The sequence below is a fragment of the Elusimicrobiota bacterium genome (genome assembly GCA_016218575.1).
Classification (GTDB): Bacteria; Elusimicrobiota; Elusimicrobia; order UBA1565; family UBA9628; genus JACRDN01.
On sequence record JACRDN010000016.1, the window covers coordinates 122,046 to 140,385 of the forward strand.

General features: G+C 63.2%; 16 protein-coding genes. 2 read left to right on the forward strand and 14 right to left on the reverse strand.

Going from position 1 to position 18,340, the window contains the following annotated elements:
* Positions 1-7: 7 nt before the first annotated feature.
* The 4 genes from HY921_05600 to HY921_05615 are packed head-to-tail and all read right to left on the reverse strand — an operon-like array spanning position 8 to position 4,411.
* Positions 8-1,555 carry an oligosaccharide flippase family protein gene (locus tag HY921_05600; protein ID MBI5630340.1) on the reverse strand — a complete coding sequence of 516 codons (1,548 nt, stop codon included), beginning with the start codon at positions 1,553-1,555 and terminating at the stop codon, positions 8-10.
* On the reverse strand, positions 1,552-2,724 hold the full coding sequence (locus HY921_05605; protein MBI5630341.1) for a glycosyltransferase family 4 protein: 1,173 nt from the start codon (positions 2,722-2,724) through the stop codon (positions 1,552-1,554). The genes HY921_05600 and HY921_05605 overlap by 4 nt, the downstream gene beginning before the upstream one ends.
* Entirely contained in the window at positions 2,721-3,686 is a 966-nt protein-coding gene (locus HY921_05610; GenBank protein MBI5630342.1) for a glycosyltransferase family 2 protein, read from the reverse strand. Before HY921_05610 ends, HY921_05605 begins: the two co-directional genes overlap by 4 nt.
* Positions 3,686-4,411: a class I SAM-dependent methyltransferase gene (locus HY921_05615; protein MBI5630343.1), complete on the reverse strand. Its 726-nt coding sequence runs from the start codon at positions 4,409-4,411 to the stop codon at positions 3,686-3,688. Before HY921_05615 ends, HY921_05610 begins: the two co-directional genes overlap by 1 nt.
* A 112-nt stretch (positions 4,412-4,523) precedes the next feature.
* Between HY921_05615 and HY921_05620 the strand changes: the two genes are divergently transcribed.
* A complete protein-coding gene (locus HY921_05620; protein ID MBI5630344.1) occupies positions 4,524-5,642 on the forward strand; it encodes a hypothetical protein in 1,119 nt (372 codons plus the stop codon).
* A 23-nt stretch (positions 5,643-5,665) separates the two neighbouring features.
* Entirely contained in the window at positions 5,666-6,337 is a 672-nt protein-coding gene (locus HY921_05625) for a hypothetical protein (GenBank protein MBI5630345.1), read from the forward strand.
* A 92-nt stretch (positions 6,338-6,429) separates the two neighbouring features.
* Here HY921_05625 and HY921_05630 read toward each other — a convergent pair whose 3' ends face one another.
* The 10 genes from HY921_05630 to HY921_05675 are packed head-to-tail and all read right to left on the reverse strand — an operon-like array spanning position 6,430 to position 18,333.
* A complete protein-coding gene (locus tag HY921_05630; protein MBI5630346.1) occupies positions 6,430-7,605 on the reverse strand; it encodes a glycosyltransferase family 4 protein in 1,176 nt (391 codons plus the stop codon).
* Positions 7,598-8,620 carry a methyltransferase domain-containing protein gene (locus tag HY921_05635; protein MBI5630347.1) on the reverse strand — a complete coding sequence of 341 codons (1,023 nt, stop codon included), beginning with the start codon at positions 8,618-8,620 and terminating at the stop codon, positions 7,598-7,600. Before HY921_05635 ends, HY921_05630 begins: the two co-directional genes overlap by 8 nt.
* Positions 8,617-9,597 carry a flippase-like domain-containing protein gene (locus HY921_05640; protein ID MBI5630348.1) on the reverse strand — a complete coding sequence of 327 codons (981 nt, stop codon included), beginning with the start codon at positions 9,595-9,597 and terminating at the stop codon, positions 8,617-8,619. The genes HY921_05635 and HY921_05640 overlap by 4 nt, the downstream gene beginning before the upstream one ends.
* Positions 9,594-11,444, reverse strand: coding sequence for a hypothetical protein (locus HY921_05645; protein ID MBI5630349.1), 1,851 nt, complete (start codon positions 11,442-11,444; stop codon positions 9,594-9,596). Before HY921_05645 ends, HY921_05640 begins: the two co-directional genes overlap by 4 nt.
* Entirely contained in the window at positions 11,441-13,384 is a 1,944-nt protein-coding gene (locus HY921_05650; protein ID MBI5630350.1) for a hypothetical protein, read from the reverse strand. Before HY921_05650 ends, HY921_05645 begins: the two co-directional genes overlap by 4 nt.
* Positions 13,381-14,850 carry an O-antigen ligase family protein gene (locus HY921_05655; GenBank protein MBI5630351.1) on the reverse strand — a complete coding sequence of 490 codons (1,470 nt, stop codon included), beginning with the start codon at positions 14,848-14,850 and terminating at the stop codon, positions 13,381-13,383. Before HY921_05655 ends, HY921_05650 begins: the two co-directional genes overlap by 4 nt.
* 10 nt (positions 14,851-14,860) lie before the next feature.
* Positions 14,861-16,765 (reverse strand): type IV pilus secretin PilQ, encoded by a 1,905-nt coding sequence (gene pilQ / locus HY921_05660; protein ID MBI5630352.1) that lies wholly within the window; start codon positions 16,763-16,765, stop codon positions 14,861-14,863.
* On the reverse strand, positions 16,762-17,217 hold the full coding sequence (locus HY921_05665) for a hypothetical protein (protein MBI5630353.1): 456 nt from the start codon (positions 17,215-17,217) through the stop codon (positions 16,762-16,764). The genes pilQ and HY921_05665 overlap by 4 nt, the downstream gene beginning before the upstream one ends.
* A gap of 5 nt (positions 17,218-17,222) precedes the next feature.
* Positions 17,223-17,771: a type 4a pilus biogenesis protein PilO gene (gene pilO, locus HY921_05670; protein ID MBI5630354.1), complete on the reverse strand. Its 549-nt coding sequence runs from the start codon at positions 17,769-17,771 to the stop codon at positions 17,223-17,225.
* Between the two features lies 1 nt (position 17,772).
* Complete coding sequence (locus HY921_05675; protein MBI5630355.1) at positions 17,773-18,333, reverse strand: PilN domain-containing protein; 561 nt, start codon at positions 18,331-18,333, stop codon at positions 17,773-17,775.
* Between the last annotated feature and the right edge of the window lie 7 nt (positions 18,334-18,340).

The window sequence follows — 18,340 nt, forward strand, 5'->3', positions numbered from 1 at the left end:
ATCGGCGTCACTCCCCCCGGTGCCAGGCACCGGCCGTTCCGGTGCCTGGCACCGGGTGCAGATAATCCCTAATCCAGCGCCGATCCGCGTCTCCCATGAGGCGCCAGAGGCAGGCCCCGTAGAGAGCGCTCCCTCCACTGGCCAGGAGAACGAGCTTGGCCCAACTCGTGGCCCAGGCGTGGAACGGGAACACGGCCGCCAAAAGCACGGCCGCGCTCGCGGCGGGAGCCGAGAGGGCTTCACCGCCGTAACGCCCCAATGAGATTCCCAAGAACTCTCGGTGCACCACGGCCAAATAGACGGCCATAGGAAGGGCCTGGGCCAACAACGAGCCCAAGGCCACGCCCAAGAGGCCAAGGCGCGGAATCAATATTATCCAGGCTGTTACGCTCAAAAGGGCCTGGGCCCAGGTCACGGCGGAGGCGTAGCCGGGCCGGCCGCGGCTCGTCACCACGGAATTTGGAATATACACCAGGATGAAGAAGCCCTGGACCAGCACCAGGATCCGGGCCGGCCAAACCCCAGGACCGGCGAAGTCCCCGCCCAGCCACAGCCCCAAAAACTGCGGCATGAGCGCGAAAAGAAGGGCCAGGACCGGTAAAACGGTGGCCAAAAGCAGCCTCACCGACCTCAAATACATGCGCGCCAAGGTCTCCCGAGCCTCGGGGCCCTGCTCTTGGCTCATCATGGGGATGAGCACGGTCGAGATCACGGCCGGTACTATCTGCAGGCGCTGGAGGAGGCCCGAAGGCACCCCGTAAAGGGTGAGCTCCGCCAGGGAAAGTCGCCGGGCGATCAGAATCTTGTCGAAATGGAAGGTCACGATCCAGGCCAGGCTTCCGAGCCAACCCGCCAGGGCGAAAGACAAAAAAGGCTTGAATCCAAGCCCGGGGCCTTCGGGGAAAGCCCGGAACTTCCTCCAGGTCGGAATCATCAGAAGGACGCCCAGAAGGAAAGCCAGCGCCTGAACCGCGGCATAGCCGAGCCCGACGGCCGAGAGCCCGCCCCCAGCGCGCACAAGCGCAACCGCGGCCAAGGGGAATATCCCCGCCTGAAAGAAGAGTAAGAGGTTTTGCGCGCCGAAGCGCTGGAAGCCCTGCAGGGCGGAGCTCGCCCATTGCGCGCCGAAGAGGCCGAGCCCGGCCGCGGCAGCGCAGCGTAGTATGCGGGCTCCGGCTTCAACGGAGCCCGCGGGAAGATTAAAGATTTTTTCTGCGCAAAACCGCGCGCCCAGGAACAGCCCGGTCGAGCCGGCCGCAGCGCCCAAAGCGCAGATACCGCCGGAATAGGCCAGGACGCGCGACAGGCCCCGCCGGTCCCCGGCGGCCTGGAACTGCGCCAGGTACTTCATGTTGGCCGTGCCGCAGCCCAAGGACAGGAGCAGGAGATAGCTCGCCGCCGCGTGCATCAGGATGTAAAGGCCGTAGGCCTCGACCCCCAAGCGCCAGACCAGATAAGGAACGCAGAAGAAATTGACCCCAGCCACCGCGACCTGGCCCAGGAAATTCCAGCTCAAGTGCCTCGCGAACAGAAGAGATCTCCCTTGGGCCGTCACCGGGCGCGCCCCCCGGCCGCTTCCCGGTAGACCGAGAGGACCTGCCGCGCGGTATTCTCCCATTGGAAGTCCATGGTCCTGGCAAAACCCTTTTTCCGAAGCTCTTGCGCGAGAGCTTGATTCGTCAAGAGGCGACTCAGGCAATCCGCCATTTCCTCCGGGCTGCCTGGGTCGAAATAAAGGCAGGCATCCCGTCCCAACTCAGGAAGCACTCCAGCCCGCGACACGATCGCGGGCGCCCCGCAGGACATGGCCTCGAGCAGGGGCATATTATAGCCGTCGTACCATGAGGGATACGCGTAGGCCGCGGCCATGGTGTAGAGCCCGGCCAGCTCCTCCCGGGACACGTAGCCGGTCCAGATGACGCGCTCGCTAAGCCCGAGCTCGTGGACGCGACGCCTCAAGCCCTCGACGTAGGGGCCTTCCCCGGAGCCGACCAGGACCAAGGAGCATTCCTGGGTCTGAGGCCGGGAGACAAGAACGCGCAAGGCCTCGAGCTCGGTCTCGAGGTTGCGCCGCTCTTCCCATGGTCCGACCGAAATCAAATAGCGCCCGGGAAGGGCGAATTTCTTCCTCAAGCACTCCTGAATTTTCGGTTCTTCAACGGGCTTGAAGGCTTCGTGATCTATCCCGAGATAAACCCGGCGGATCTTCTCCTCGGCGGTTCCGAACCTCTCCATCAAGTCGCGCTTGGTGCATTCCGAGTCAACCATCACGAGATCGGCCCTGCTCACCTGCTCGCGCGAGAAGGCCGACCAGCCGGCGCGCGCCTGGGGCGCCAGGAATTCCGGATGGACCTCGCAGACGAGATCATGGACCGTGATGACGCCGGCCGCGCGGCTCAGATGCGGCAGCCTGGTCGCAGGGGAGTGATACACGGCAACGCCCTCTCCGCGGCAGAAGGAATCAATCACCGGCAGGCCCCACTCCCACTCTAGGCGAGTCACCCAAGATTCAGGCCAGCGCTTCAGCGCTGGCCTGAATCTTGGGTTTCTTGGATAATAGACTTGCTTGTTTTTGCTCTCGAAATCGCGAAAAAAGAACCCGAAGAGCAGGAACTCCTCATCGGCTCCGGAAATCTCGGCCAAGGCCTTGACCAGGCTCCTCACGTAGGTCCCCACCCCGCGCACGCCCCCGAGGTAAATGGCCTGTTCGATGGCGATCCTCATGGAGATTTCAAGGCGACGTAAAGGGAATAGAGCGAAAGATATAGGCTGGGCGACAGCGCGGCCAATAAAACCGTGGAGCGGCGAAATAGGGAGAAGGAAGATCTCCCGAGGCCGGGAGCGCCTGCGGCCCAGGTCCGCCAGGCGGCCGCGGGATCGCCCTTCAACGCGTGATACAGGACTTCGCGGCGCCACAGCTCGAGGCTCTCCAAGGCCTTGGCTCGCGGAGAAAACTCCAGCCCCCTCTCGGCGAGCCTCGGCTTCAAATGTTCTCGAAAAATTCGCCTCATCCTGAAGTCCATCTCTAGCTTGCGCGCGTCCGCGTAGCCGCCGGCGCAAAAATTGGCCCCATGAAGCCGGTGCCGGCCCAGGACCTTGGAAAGATTGGCCAATTCCTTCTGGAAGAGCACCCCGACGCTCAAGAAATCGTCCAAATAATAGAAGAGCTCGCCTGGGATGGGCAGGGCCTTGAGCAAATCCTGCCTGCGGAAGGCCAGGGCGCTGGTCGCGGTGAACTGCGTCCGGCCGTCCAAGAAATCGGCCAAGGCGTAGCGCGGCGGCCAACGCGGGAAGGTCTGGGGGAGGGGCTTGAGTTCACTGTCCGCGTCGCGCAGCCAATGTTGAGCGCCCCCCACCTGTTCGTCATCGAACAGGGGCGCGATGGCGGAGAGCTTCTCTCTCTCCCATGAATCGTCCGAGTCCAGGAGGCAAACCACCTCCCCCCGCGCCTCCTCGAAGCCCCGGTTGAAGGCCGAGGCCTGCCCTCGGCGCTCCTGGAAAACAGCTCTGATGCGCCCCCGAAAGCTCTCCAGAACCTGGCGAGAATTATCGTTGGAACCATCGTCCACGACGATGACCTCTATTTCCTTGGCGTTAAAATCCTGATCCAGCGCGCTTTGCACGGCCGCGTTTAAAAAGCGGCCATAGTTGTGGTTGTCGATGACTACGGAAAAGAAAGGCGCCATCAGGGCTTGCGCCCGCGCACGATCAAGTTGGGCGTGAGGAGGCACTCGCCATGCGCGTAAGATTCGGCGAAAAGGTAAGCCTTGAGCGCAATCTTGAACAAATTCCAGAGGATCACCCTCGCGGCGCTTCTGACTCCGGTGACCACCGGCTCCTCGGGGGAAATTTCCACGTCCGCGAAATCCGCGGCCGCCATCAGCTGCCAGGCGCTGGATTTGGTGAAGGAAATCTCATGGGTAAGATCCCCGTAGCGCAGCCGCCCCGCGAAAAGCCCGTCCGCGTTTGGCGCTCGCCAAACAAAAACGCCGCCGGGCTTGAGCGCGCCCATCACTGAGTCCAGAAGGCCGAAAAGCTCCTCTTTTTTGAAGTGCTCGACCACGTCGATGGCGATCACGCAGTCATACCTCTCCCGAACCCCACTCAAGTGCTTGAGCGCGTCGCCGCAGGCCGCCTCGGCAACACCGAACCTCCGGGCCGCCACGACATGCTCCGGATCCTGCTCGAGCCCGGCGACATTCTTATAGCCGCTTTCGCCCAGGAAATAAAGGAAAGAGCCCGAGCCGCAGCCGAGTTCGAAAATAGCGGCGTTTTTATCCGAGGGCAGGAGCGGGCCGAAAACCTTCCGGAAAACGCGGGCTTCGTAGCGCAGCCCCTCCAGGGTCAAGGGGGAAACGTCTTTGATATGCGTCGAGCGGTAGCGGCTATAGATGCGCTCTCGGTAATCCACCGAAAAGTATTTTACATATAATCCGGGCGCGCCCGCGCCGCGGCAGCCTTGACGCGCCATGCCCGGCGGGCTATACTCAATCAATTCCAATGTTCGCAGGGAGAAAGCCCTCATGTCCATAAATGCCCGCCTGGGCGCCGGTCTGTTGAGCCTGGTCGTCGCTCTTGCGCCGCCGCTGTGGGCGGCCGGCGCCGCGGAGGACTACGCGCAGGACAAGGCGGCCGACTACATGGTCGAGTCCGCGACCAAGATTGTGGGCGAGCTCGGAGGCCAAGTGATCGGCGCCGCCAAGACCGGCATCGATCAGGCCTCCGACCTGGCCGGCGAGTACGCAAAGGCGCCCGATGGACAGAAGGCCGCCGCCGTACTGAGCCGGCTGACGCAGATGGGTCTCACCTTCGCCTTCCCGGAGCTGGGCCTCACGCTGAAGGCGGGGAAACTGCTTTACAACGGAACGGCCTACGGCATCGAGGAGGCCCTCTCGCAGGCCCAGCGCCAGTCGCAGACCAACTTAATCTTCGGCAGCGGCTTCTCCTGGGGCTCCGGGATCAACTCCTTGTGCGACTCCTTCTTTGAGAGCGGCACGGCCGCGCATTCGGGGATCACCCCGGACAACATCGGCGAAAAGGTGAAGGACGTGCAGGAACTCGCCCGCCTTTGGGAGGCTTACAAACAGACCGCCATCCTCGGGATGTCCAGCGCGCTCGGACCGAAAGGAAAGCAGGAAGCGCTGCTGGACGCCAGCCGCGCCTACGACATCCTCCACGATTATTGGAGGAAGAGGCGCGCCGACGCGGTCTTGCGAAACTTGGACGCCCAAATCGCCTCCGCGGCGCAACGGCGGGCCGATGAGCTACGCGCGGCCCAAGCCAGGAAGGACTCGGAGAGTTTGGCTGGGATCGCCCCCGACGCAGTCTACATCTTCGTGACGGACGCTTCCTACGGGCTATATCTAGGGACGTCAAAGGAGTTGGAGAAGATCCCCAAGTGCAGATTCCCGGGCGGAGGGCTGGACTGCAGCGCCTTCGTGCGCCCCCACAAAACCCTCGCCGGACCCTTCAAGACCATGACCGAGGCGCGAGCGAAGCTCTGCGAGAGCATCTCGGAGCGAGCCGTCTGGCCCCTGGGCATAGGCCTCAAGGGCCAATGGCGAGGCGACAAGCACCAATGGTACGGACTGTGGCATGAATCGGTGACATTCGATTGTCCAGAGTCGGCCGCGACGCGATGATCCGGCCGCCGCGAGGAGGACGCATGAAAATCAGTCTTGGGCTTCTGTCGTTCCTATTGGCGGTGGCCGCGTCGCAAGCAACCGTGACGGTGCAGCTGCGCAACGGGGAGGTCCGCACCATCGACGTGAACAAGGACGACGTCGTCGGCATCAGCTTCGCGGACGCCGGCGCTTCGGCGCGCCCGGACGGACCGGCGGCCGCCTGCCGCGGCCGAAGCCTCAACACGGAGGTTCAGGCCGTGACGGGCAGCTCCGATGAGAGCAACGCCGGAAAACTGCTCGACGAACACGCGCCCAGCGGGAACTACAGCTTCCACACTGCGCGCGAACGCAACCCGTGGTGGGAAGTGGACCTGGGTGCGGTCTACCGCCTAGACCGGGTCAAGATATTCAACCGGACCCAGCCATATAGCTGCGGGGAAGGAACTTGCCGCGGCAGGGCGAAGACCCTGCAAGTCCTCGTCGCCAAGGATAAGCCGGAAAATCTAAACTCCTGGTATCAGGACGGCTGGACAAAGACGTACGACAACGTCTCGGACAACGGCGGCAGGGAATTCGGCGGCATGGACAGCGACGGCCCCCTCGTCGTCTCCCTCAAGTGCCGCCCCGCCCGTTGGCTGCGCCTCCAACTGGGTCAAACGGGCTACCTGCACCTCGACAAAGTGGATATCTTCGGGACCCCCGCGGCGGAATAGGAGAACGGCCCTTCTTGCCCCTCTTCCACGGCCGAGGCCGTCGACGCTGCCGTTTCCTGATTCAACAATAGCGCCGCCCCGCCCTCTGGGACTTATCCACCGAGACTTCCCGGGAAGTTTTGGTGGATAAGTTTCCGGTATAGCTCCTCGTAAATTCCGGCGATCGGAGCCATGGCGTATCTTCGACAGGCTTTTTGCCGGGCCGCTTGGCCCAAGATAAAAACAGGCTTTTCAAGGAGGCGTTCGATCCGGGACTTTAACTCGGCGCCATCTTTGGGATCAAAGAGAACACCCTCCCTCCCCTCTTCTACGACCTCGATGGTGCCCCCCACGCGGCTGGCCAGAATGGCCAGGCCGCTGGACATGGCTTCGAGAAGTGCGTTCGATAATCCTTCCGAAACTGATGGGAGAATGAATATATCGGCCGCTTGGTAAACCTTCTCCAAGCCTTCTCGGCGCCCGTGGAAGAAGACGCGGCCCGGGACGCCGAGATTCCTGGCCGCGGCGCGCATCGTCTCCTCTTGCTGGCCCTCGCCCACGAAGGCCAGAAAAGACCGCTCGGCGGCCCGGGACGCTCCCGCCCAGACTTCGATGAACCTAAGCAGGTTCTTCTCCCAGCTAAAGCGGCCCGTATATAGGAAGCACAGGCCCTCCTCGGGCCAGCCCAGCTCCCGCCGCAAAGCCGACTTCCCCTGGGGGGAAGCCGGCTGGTAGCGCTCAGAGTCCACGCCGTTCGGGATGACTGGAATAGGAACAGGCCCCAAATACCGTGCTCCCTCCTCCGCCAACTCCCGTGCCACGGCTATGACTTGGGGCTTAAGCCGCGCCAAGAGCCGGAGCTTGAGCCGCCCGCCGAAGGTGCGCGCCGAGGCGGCGAGCTCTCCGATCCCCTTGCCCCCTCCGAGTTTGACGACCACTGGCTTGCCGAGCAGGCGGCCCGCGAATGCCGCAGCTAAGGCGGGCGAGCCGGCTAAATGGACGTGAATTACGTCGTATAGAGGAGCCTGACGCCAAAGGTAGATGAACAGCGAGGCCATGAAACTAGCCGCATTTAAAAATCCGGCTCCCCTGCAGGGGAGCCGGATAACGGGAATCCCCCTCACGAATTCTCGACAAGAAAGGCCCGGAAGCTTTCTGGTCAGGACGCGCACTCCCAGCCCGCGGCGCTGAAGCGCCACGGACAATTCCAACGCCTGATTCTCCGCTCCCCCGATGGATGGATGGAAGCTCGCGCTCACCATCACGACGCGCAAGGCCGCTTCAGCCATGCTTGCGGCCGAGTATCCCGGGCTTGGGGACAAGCCCATGGGCCAAGATCTTGAGCGGGTCAAAGCCGGCCTCCACGAACCAGGAGGCGAGCTCCTCCTTGGTGTGGTGGTATTGGTAGGGAGGGGCCAGCCAATCGAAGTTTTCTATCAGCCTCACGCGAAAGCGGGGGTGAACGGAAAAAGTGAGATACTTGATTCCCGGCAGGGCCCCGGCAAGGGCCAGAGGAAAGCACAGGACGTAGAGCAGGGGGATCGGTAGGCGAGTAGTGAACATGCGCAGAAAGTCGCTGATCCAATGCCGCAGCGTAACAATGACCCAGGCCAGGCGGCGCCGCCGCCGGACCCAGGCGCGATCCTCCCGGATGGGGTTGGTCGCGAACTCCTCGAACTTTCCCGCCTTGCCGTAAACCCAGACGCTTAAAAATCCGCCAGGCCTGACTCTTTGCGCGACCTGGCGGAAGGCTTGCCCCGTGCCGGGAGCATGATGCAGCACTCCCTGGCTGTAGACGATGTCGAAGGCCCCTTTCTTCAAGGGCAGGCGCAGGAGGTCTCCCTGCACCAGGTGCAGTCGGGGCTCGGCCTCGGCCGCTTGGCGCAGGCGCTCGAGACTTTCGGAAAGGTCCAGGGCCACGACCTCGGCCCCCAGGCTCAACGCCTCCAGGGCGTAACGCCCCATGCCGCAGCCCGCGTCGAGCACGAGCTTGCCCGCGAAGGCCTCGGCGGGTAGCTGGGTCTCCGCCAGGAATACCGCGCGGTCCTCGGGAAAGGACCCCGGATAGCGCATCCATTCCCACGCGAAGCTCTTGGCCGTGCGCCGATCCCGCCGGTCCTGCCCGGGGCCCAGGAGGCGGGGAATGCCGCCTCTAATCGGATACTCCTTCCCGCAAGCCCGGCAGGCCAAACTCCCGAATTGCAGTTCGGTGACCTCCCGGGTCGGGTATTTCTCAAGCGCCGCGAATTTCATCTCCATGGCGCAGCAGGGAGAGGAAAGCCAGGTCAAAAGGCGCGGCTTCATCGCCGCGCCTTTTCCAGGCCCGCCTTGAGCTCGCCCAAGGAAAGCCCGACGCGGTAAAGGAAAACCAAGCCCAAGAGCGTCACTATGAGGTACGACAGCATATGGCTGAAAAAAGCGTAGGCGAGAGCCTGATGGGGGCTCGCCCCGAAGGACTGCAAGAGGGACTTTACCATGGCCTCGAAGGTGCCGAAGGCCCCGGGAGCCGCGGGCAGGGCCGCCCCGGCTCCGGCCCAGGACAAAATCAATATAGAGCGCGGGTAATCCACCATGGTCCCGAGGCCCAGGGACTGGGCTACGGCCCAGTAGAGCCCGGCGTCCACCCCCCAGAGGCCCAGGCTGAGCAGCGCGGCCTCGAGAGCGGTTTTAGGATCGGCCAGGGCCGCGGCTCCCTGCGCCAAGGGCAGGACCAGGCTTTGGACCTTGGGCCAGGGCTTAAGACGCTCCCTCAAGGCTCCCCCCGGTTGGAGCAGGCGCCTGGCCAAAACCAGGAAGCACAGGGCGCCGGCGATTCCGCAAAGGAGCAGGAGGGCTGCGCGGCGCAGGGCCGCCGGAACCAAGGGCGAGCCGACGCTGGCCGCGCAGAACAAGGTCAGAAGCGCGGCCACGTCCAGGACCCTTTCGACGGCGACGCTCGCCAAGGCGGTCAGCCAGGAAATTCCGAGCTCGCGCCCGGCCAGGAAAGCCCGGGCCAACTCGCCCAGGCGCAGGAAGAGCACGTTATTGACGGAAAGCCCGATCGCCTCGAGCCTCAGGCAGGCCCAAAAGCACTCCTTTTTGGATAACAGCAAGGTCCAGCGCCGCGAGCGCACCACGAGATCAAGGAGAACGATGCCCGACATCATGGGCACCCAGCGCCAGCGCGCGCAGGCCAGAACCAACCAAAGCTCGGAAAGCGCCACGTTGCGCAGGGCCAGCCCCAGGAAAACCGCGGTGAAGGCCAGCCCCCCCGCCATGGAGAGAGCCTTGCCGTACTTCATGCCAAAAACCTCCGCGTCCAGAAAACGCCGCCGTAGATCCAGAGCCCGACGCTGAGCATGACCCAAACCGGCCAAAACGTGGGTCGGAAAATAATATCGATCTCTGCCGTGGAGGAATGGAAGTCGGCAGCATTCAAGAACTGAAGGAAGCCCTCCCAACGGCCAAGCGGAACCTCTTGGCCGTTTACATAGGTCCTCCAGCCCGGGTAGAAAGGCTGGGCCAAGACCAGGCTCCCGGCCTCGCCGGGGACGCGGGCCCGCAGACGCCAATGCTCCGGGCGCGCGATTTCGAGTTTCACGTAATTTTTGACGGCGGCCCCGGAAAGGCCGACGAAATAAGCCAAAGGCAGGGCGGCGGGATTATGACGCCATTGCCCGTCTTCGGCCAGGAAATATTTCACCCCCAGACGGCTCATCTCGAGAGTTTCGTGGCGGCGCAGATAGCCTCGGCTGGCGTCCACCGCGGCGCGGCCTTCGCTCTTGGCCGCGTACTCCGGGAAAGCCGAGAGAAAAAAAGCCTCGTAGCCGTTCACGTTCATGGCGCGGTAGAGCATGGTTTTATTGGGGTTGGCAAGCTCTGGATCGGTAATGAGCCGCCAAGCGCCTCCCCCCATTTGCTGGGCGAAGCTGGCGCTAGGCCTAAGATAGGGCAGGTTCTCCTCGGGGCGCAGATATGCCCAGTCCCAAACCAGGAGGTCCAAAGCCAAAACGGCAACCAACGTTCCCCCAGCTCCAGCGGAAAACCGCCTTCGCCGCTGGAGCAGCTTCCACCCCGCCCCTGCGGCCAGGATCAAGCCCCAAAGGCATAAAAACAAATAGCGGGAGGGAGTCCTTAAAAACCCGAGGGGGGTCCAAGACAGAAGGGCGCGGTAGAAGGGATTGCGGCCGCCAGAGGCCAGGAAGAGGCCCGCGCCCAATAAAATCCAGCTCCGCCGCGCCTTGCCCGAACAGAGACCGAAAGCCGCCAGGACCAGGCCCAAAAGCCCTACGTAGACCCCGGAGGTCTCGAAAAATACCGAGGGAGGGCCGGAGTAGCCGCCGCCCACCGGACTGCCCCAGGCTCCGGGGAAGAGCCACGAGGCCAAGGTTTTCAGCTCGAAGGAGTAGCCCAAGGCGAAGTCGAGCGGCCAGCCCCGGCGCCCCGATTGACCCAAAAATTCCAAAGTGGGCGCGGACTGGACCGCGCACAAGCCCAAAGCCAGGAGACCCTCGCGCGCCAAGGCGCGCCCGGTCTTGCCGATGGAGGGCGAGGAAGCGGCCCAAAGAGCCAAGGCCATGGCGTTGGCGATCATGAACTGCGGGTGCCCGGAAAGGAACTGCAAAGCCCAGCAGGCGGCAAGGGCCCCAGGGGCGCCGCTGAGCCACGCGAGCCAGCACCAAGGCGCCCAGGCCAGGCTCGAGAGCAGGGTGGGGATCCCCTCGGTTATCCGGTACACCAAGAAGGGGGAGAGGGCGTAGGCCAAAGATAGGGATAAGGAGCCGGAGCTCGATAGCCTTTGGCTCCGGCTCAGAAGAAAAATCCCCAATCCCGACCAGAACACGTGGAAAAGACAATCCCAGCTCAACGCCAGGCTCAGCGGGAATATCCCGCATAGCGCGGAAACGGGATAAAAAAACGCCGCTTGGGAATTGGCCAGCAGGGGAAGGCCCGCGAAGATGTAGGGATTCCAGAAGGGCAGGCGCCCGGCCTGGAGCGAGCTCCATGCCAGGTGGCGCAGGGGATAATGGTAAGTATAGAGGTCTCCAAAATTTTTGAAGGAAAGGCCCGGGCAGAGCCAGACTGGAAAAGAAATCGCCAAGATGAGCAGAGCCCAGACAACGAGCAAGGAAAAATCCCTGGGTGTCATTTTTGGAGCGCCATGAAAAGCCGCGCTCGATTATACCAATAGCGGGCCAGCGCCAGGAGAGAGGCTAAAGTCAGAGCCAGCCCCCAGCGGAAGCTCGCTGGCCGGTAGAGGAAATGAAGGGTCCACGGCCCCGGAGGCGCCAATAGCTTTTGGAAGGCCCCCAAGGCGGGAAGGCTGTCCACCTCGGCGGCCCGGGGCGGAGCCTCAAGCCATGACCGCCACCCGGGATAGCGCGGCAGGGAAACGTAGATCCAGCGCGGCTTGTCCTCGTCGCCAAATATCTGGAGCCGGTCCTCGCGCGGGCTCTGCCAGGCAAGTGGCGAGCCTGGCTCGCCGTCGAGCCAGGCGATAGAAAGTGCTTCCGGAAGTTTCTGTCCATCCTCCAGGCTCAACGCGTAAGCTCGCGAGATCCGCCCCTTTTTCCGGTAGATCCGCCAGAGAACGCTTCCCTCATGACTCAGCCCCGGGGATCCGGCCAGGGGCTTCGGCGTCATCAGATAACGGATGCCGGCCCAGGGAAAAAAGGCCGCGGCGGCCTGCGCGCTCGGCGCCCGGTAAAGGGCGTCCATCCACTCGTAGTTGCGCCGCGGCACCAGGGGCTCCCCGAAGTTGGCGGCAGCACTCAGGCGGAAGGGGGCGTTGGTGAGGCCGTAAAGCCGGTGCTTCCAATCCCAAACGTCGGAGCCCTCGTGCTTTTCCAAGGCCAGGGGAGAGAGAAGATACCGGTCGGGGCCTAGGCGATTTTGTAGCAGTCGCACCAAGGGCCCGGCCGATGTGAAGAGTCCCCTTGGTGCGGTGGGTGAGCCTCCAATGGCGTACAGGAAAAGTTCGCCAGCTATCGCCGCCAAAATCCAAGGAGAGCGTTTGCCCATTCCCACTGCCGTCAACAGGGCCAAGGCGGGCAAGGCTAAATAGGCCATATTCCCCGGATAGCGCACGAAGCGCAGAGGCGCGAAATGAGCCCAAAGCCAAGCCGAAGCCACGTTGGAGTCTCCCAAAAGAAGGAGAGCCGTGAACGCCAAAAAAACCGCAAGAAGCGCGGCCCTCCGAGTCTTGAGCCCCGCCAGGCCCAGCACCGCCAGGGAAAATCCCGAGAATCCGATATAGCTGCATTGCCACCATCGCCTCGCCGGATCGAAGCTCCGGGAGAGCCACGGACTCACCCATTGCCACAAATCCCTCGGCGCGTAGCCAAAGCGCAGGGCCTCCTCCAGACCGAGGCCCCCCGAGCGCCTGGAATTGGCGAAAAGCTCGAGGGCTGGAAGTAATAGGCAAGCCGTTAAAAGAAGAGCCTGTGCCCCTCCCAGCGTCCAAGCTCTGGCGGCTTCCAAAATTGTCTTGCCCTTCCGAAAATTGGCGAGCGCCAAAAATAGAATCCAAGCCGCCGCCATGGACCCGGCCAGGAAGGGCGGATAGCCCGCCCAGAAGGCTAGAGACAGCGACAAACCTAGAAGAGCGGGCCGTCGGAAAAATAGAAGAAAAGCGGGAACCAAAGACAGCAAAGCCAGATGATTGAGAAAAGGCAGGCGGCTGGCAAGGAACCCTCCCAGCCCGTAGCAAAGTCCCCCGGCCCAGCAGGCCCGGCGCGGAAGTCCCAGGGACCTCAGCCATAGAGCCGTCAATAAGCCCGCCAGCCAATAATGGAAAAGCTGAAACAGGGCCGCGGCCGTGGCGAAGCCGAAAATCATGAAGAGGGCGTTTCCCGGGTAGAAAAAGGAGTCCTGCATGGTGGCGGCCTGGGGCATGCCCATGTAGAGGTAGGGATTCCAGAGAGGGACCCGCCCTTGGGCCAAAGATTGGGCTTGGAACGCCTTCCAGGGATGGTGGATGTAGGTAAGGTCTCCCCAGAAAAAAGAAAGGCCGCGGCACCAGACCGGCAAAAACAACGCCAATAGGACGCAAAGCCAAAGCCCCGCCGCCGCGAGATCGCGGTCCCTCATGGCCGGGCGGCGCGCAAGGCCGGGCAGAATAGAGCTCCATGCCCCATGGCTTGGAGGGCTCTCCCGGGCTCGCCCAACTCCAGGTAGACACGACTGAGCGCCGACCAGGATGAGGCGCGGTAAGGGTTGAGTTCCGTGGAAACCTCGAGGTGCGCCGCGGCCCGGACCAAATGAGCCCCGCGGTCGGGACCGGCCTTGGCCAGGCCCATCTCCATCTCCGCGGCGTAACGCTCGGTCTCGGGATGGCGCAAGAGGTGAGACGAGCCCTCCAAAAGAGACAAGACCTCCCCCGGGGGGGCTCCGCTCTTGGCCTTCTCGACGGCTTGGGCCTTGAGCCTGTCGGCTTGCCACCCTCTCCAGGTCCAGGAGCAAAGCCCGTAAGCCAGAGTCGCGACCAAAAGGCCCAAGGGGAGCTTGCGCCCGGAGGCGATGTTTACCCCGCGCTTGCTTTCCGATATGGTCGAGGCCGAGAAATAGCAGAAAAGCCAGAAATTAGCCGGGATGGAGAGGGAATAGTCCCATAGGGATTGGATCAGGATGGCCACGGCCCCGAAGCGCTTATGGGAGCCCCCGCGCCGCAGACAATGCAGAAGCCCGGCCGTCCAGATCAGCACATAGGGTAGCCCGCTTTCGGCGGCCGTTTCCAAGAAGTGCTGGTGGGCATAAAGCGCGGAGAGATCCACCCCCGGCCTCTGATAGGCAGGCAGGGCGTAGGCGAAGCTATTCGGACCCAGGCCCAACCAAGGCCGGTCCCAAACCATGCGCAGGGCCGCCTGCCACCAGTACCAGCGATGCAGGACGTCCGGCGACTTGAGCTTGGCGTATATGATGACCAGACAGACCAGGCCGATGGCCGTGCCCACGCGGTAGGCCGCGGAGCCGGCCTGGCGCCGGTTGAGCGTCAAGGCCCCGGCCAGGCCCAGCCAAGCTCCGACGCTGCGCGACCAAGCCAAGGCGCACAAAAGCCCGGCGCAGAGGATCCAGTCCCTCTTTTGAACGCAAAGGGGAAGCAGCATGAGCACCGTTCCCGCGAAAATATTCTGGTTGAGGAAGGCGCTGGAAGGCCTTTCGATCCCCTGCCGGAAATGCTGGTAGAACGCCAAGAGGACCAGGACCCAGGCGACGGCGCGAACGGCCTCGTCCACGGCCGAGCGCTCGTCCTTGGAGACCGCCATGATCGCCGGAAAAATCCACAGTCCCAGGAGGAGGGCCCTCCAGGCCGGGATGGAGTAGCTCGCAACCGGGCTTGAGAACGCCGCCCAGCCGGAGAGTGCGGCCAAGACTCCGGTCCAGGCCAGGTTCCTGGTGGAGGGAAGGGGAAAGTAGCCCACGAAGAGCCGAAAAAGGACCCATAGGGCGGATCCGCAGACGACCGCGATAAAAAGGAGGGATTGCGCCCAAAGGTCCCAACTCCCCCGGAGCAGCGGGCCCCCCGCGACCAGGAGCCCGATGAGCAGCGGAAGCACGATGAGAGCGCTAGTCCTGGAGAATCTTGGTCGTGACGAAGATCAAGAGCTCGTTGCGGGTCCTGGTCAGGGCCTTTTTCTTGAAGAACCAGCCCAAGAGCGGAATGTCCCCGAGCAGGGGAACCTTGGCGATGGTGTTGCTCATGGTGTCGCTGATGAGGCCACCAATGACTATGGTCTCGCCGTCGCGCACCAGGATGGTGGTCTTGGCGTTGCGCGAGTCCACGGCCGGGGCCCCGGTGGCGCTGGCCGCGATCGTGGAGGAAGGTTGGCTCACCACGGGGTTGAGATCGAGGGTGATGCGCCCGTCGGCGTTGATGCTGGGGGTCACCGAGAGCTGGATGCCGGTGACGGCGTAGGACACGGTCTGGGTCTGCACGCCGGTCGAGGCGACGTTGGAGGTGACGTAGGGAATCGAGGTCGTCACGTTGATGTTGGCGGCCTGGTTGTTCAAGGTCGCGACCTTGGGGTCGGAGAGGACCTTCACCTTTCCTTGGGTCGCGGCGGCCGAGAGAGTGGCGGAGAGGAAGTACGTGTTCGTAATGCGCCCGATCGTAAGCGCCCCGAATATGGAGGAGGCCGGCAGGCTCACGCCCGTGCCCCGCCCTCCAGCGCCCGGCCCGACCACCGCGGGCGTGGCGTTAAGATCCAAGGGCCTGGCCTGAGCCGTGGCGACGGGGCTCTCGTTGGTGCCGATGAGGTTGGTGCCCTGTTTGCCGCCGATGCGGGCCGGATCGAGGGACTTGTAGTCCCATTGGATGCCGTAGTGAAGGGAATTATTGAGGCTGACCTCGATGAGCTTGACCTCGATGAGGACTTGCTTGGGGCGCACATCGAGCTGGGCCACCAGGCGCTCGGTCTCGGCCAGGCCCTCGATGGAGTCGGTGACGACCAAGGAATTGGTCTTGGCATCGGATAGGGCCACGCCGGTGCTGCGCCCCTGGGCCAGGCGCACTTGGTTGACCATGGACAGGATCTCCGAAGCCTTGGTGTAGTTCAAGGGCAGCACCTTGGTGACGGTGGCGGCCGCGGACTGGGCCTTGGCCAGGGCCCCGGGAGTCAGAATCCTGAGTATGTTGTCTCCCACCTGGGTGGTGGACAGGTTGGTCATGGAGAGAATGGTCCGAAAGGCCTCGTTGAAGGGGACGTCGGCCAGATGCAAGGTCAAAGTCCCGTTCACGTCGGGTCCGTAAATGATGTTGATCTTGGCCTTGGCCGACAGGAGCTTGATGATATCCTTGATGTCGGTGCCGTCGAAATCCAGGGAGACCGGATCCTTGGGCAGGCGGCTCATGATGTCGGCCCTCGGCGCCCGCGGACTCCCCGAGCCGGCCTTGGCCGGGCGCGCTTCCGGCGTCGGCGGCGGCTCCTTGGCGGCTTGCTCATCTATGTTGACGTCGGACTTGGCCGCCATGGCGGCAAGCTCCGAGGCCGCCTGGGTATTGACTCCTCCCGCCTCGCGGGCCGGACCGGCCGCGGCTGGGACCTGGACCTTGGGCCGAGGCTTGCCCTCGGGGTCGGGCCCCAAGCGCACGGTAAGGACGTTGTCCTCCTTGAGGACCTTATAGCCCGCCGGCTCGGAGAGGTCCATGACCACCCTCGCGATCATGGCGGGGCTCCTCTGGAACTGCCCGACGCGCACGCCCTTTAAGTATTTCCCCTTGCCGGCCCAAGACTTAGCACCCAGGCTGTTCTCGGCGCCCATGAGCTCCAGGACGACGCGAGGCGAGGGGGAGGCCGTGGTGAAGGCGTTGTACTCGGCCTCCTCGCTCAACAAAACTTGGACTTGATCGGGGCTCACCTCGAGGCTGGTGAGATACGCGGTCTCGGCGGCCCACGCCGGCAGGGCCGCGCCGCCGGGCAAGATCAGGACGACCGCCAGGACCCAGGCCAGGCTTTTCTTGAGTAGTGTCACTTTGGCTCCTCCTCCCCTAATCGGAAAACCTGCACGTCCTTGTCCTCGGTCATCAGATGGGCCGTCTTCTTTTTCACGTTGATGGAGCCGGCCACGCCCGCGACCATCTTGCCCCGATCGTCGTAAAGCTTCCCCTTGCGAAGAATGAAGCTGACTCCGAAATTGTTGTCGTTGAAAAGGGCGTACTCCACGCCGGAATCCTTCATGATCCCCTTGAGAGAGAGGTTGTGAATGTTGAAATCCTCCCGGTCGAAGGGCTTGCCGGTGTTGGCGCGCGATGAGCCGCTGGCGGCTGGGGTGAAGGGATCGCGCAGCTTTTCCACGGTATAGATGGAGCCGACGCTCGGCGCCGGCGCCGTGGAGGCCTTGACCTCGACCGGTTTGCCTCCCGGCTCGAGAGCTTGAGTCGAGACTCCGGCTAGGAACATCAAGACAGCCAAAACTTTCGCCATGTCCATCAGCCCTTGTATTGGTACGAGATCAAGGTGAAGCTTATCTGCATCTGCCCATCGGGGCCCGGCTCGGCGTAAACCACGTTCTGGACGTTGAATATCCTCTCCTCGAGCGCCAGGCCCGCCAGGAAGCGGCCGATATTGTGGTACGAGCCGCGCACCGAGATGGGATAGGAAAGCTCGATAAAGAAGGGCTTGTCCGTCTGGCCTCCGGGCGTAAAGCTCAGAAGCGAGACATGATGCTTGTCCGCCAACCCGCTCAAGGTCACCAGAATGTCGGGCACCGACTTGTTCTTGGGCAAACGCCTCTCCGCCTCCACCGCCTTTTGGCTGAGCTCCACCAGCTCGGCCTCCAGGCGCGGCAGGCGCGCGGCCTGCCGGGTGGCCTTCTCTATCTTGGCCTCGACCTCCTCGGTCTTCTTCTTGGTATCGGCGATGCGCTGGGAGACCGGGGACCAGAAGAACATGAAATAGCTGTAGCCGAAGCCCCCCAGGAGGAGAACCCCCAGGGCCGCGTACTTCTGCTGCTCCTTGGTCAGCTTGATCTTGGCCATGTCAAAGCTGCGGCGTGTAAACCGAAATCAAAGTGAAGGTGTAGACCCGCTCCGCCCCGTCCACGGCGGTCACCGGCCCCATCTCGACTTGTCCGAACCGCCCGGACTGCTCCAGCTTCTTGATCCAAGCCGCGATATCCTCGTTGCTGCGGGAATCGGCGGACAGAGAAATCTTGAGCGGCCCGGCAGCGCTTCCCCCTCCCGAGGTGCTCAGGCTTTTCACGCGCACTCCCATGGGCACGCTGCGCACGAAATCCGACATGAAATACGGGTAAAGGGGGCGACCCTTTAGAAGGTCCGTGATCACGGAGAGCCTCGAGCGCACCGCCCCCGCCGTCTTCTCGAGCTCCTCGACCTTGGCCACGACCACCTCGAGCTTCTTGAGCTGGGCCTGCTGGGTCGCGGCATGTCTCTCCAGCCTTTTGAGTTTGAACCAATGCGCCACTGAAATGCCCACGACGAGCAGCAGGATGAACCCAGCCCCCACGCCGGCCTGGATCATCTGCTGTTTCTGCTGAGCCTTGGCCAGGATCTCAGCCGGAACAAGATTGATCTTGATCATGCTTGTC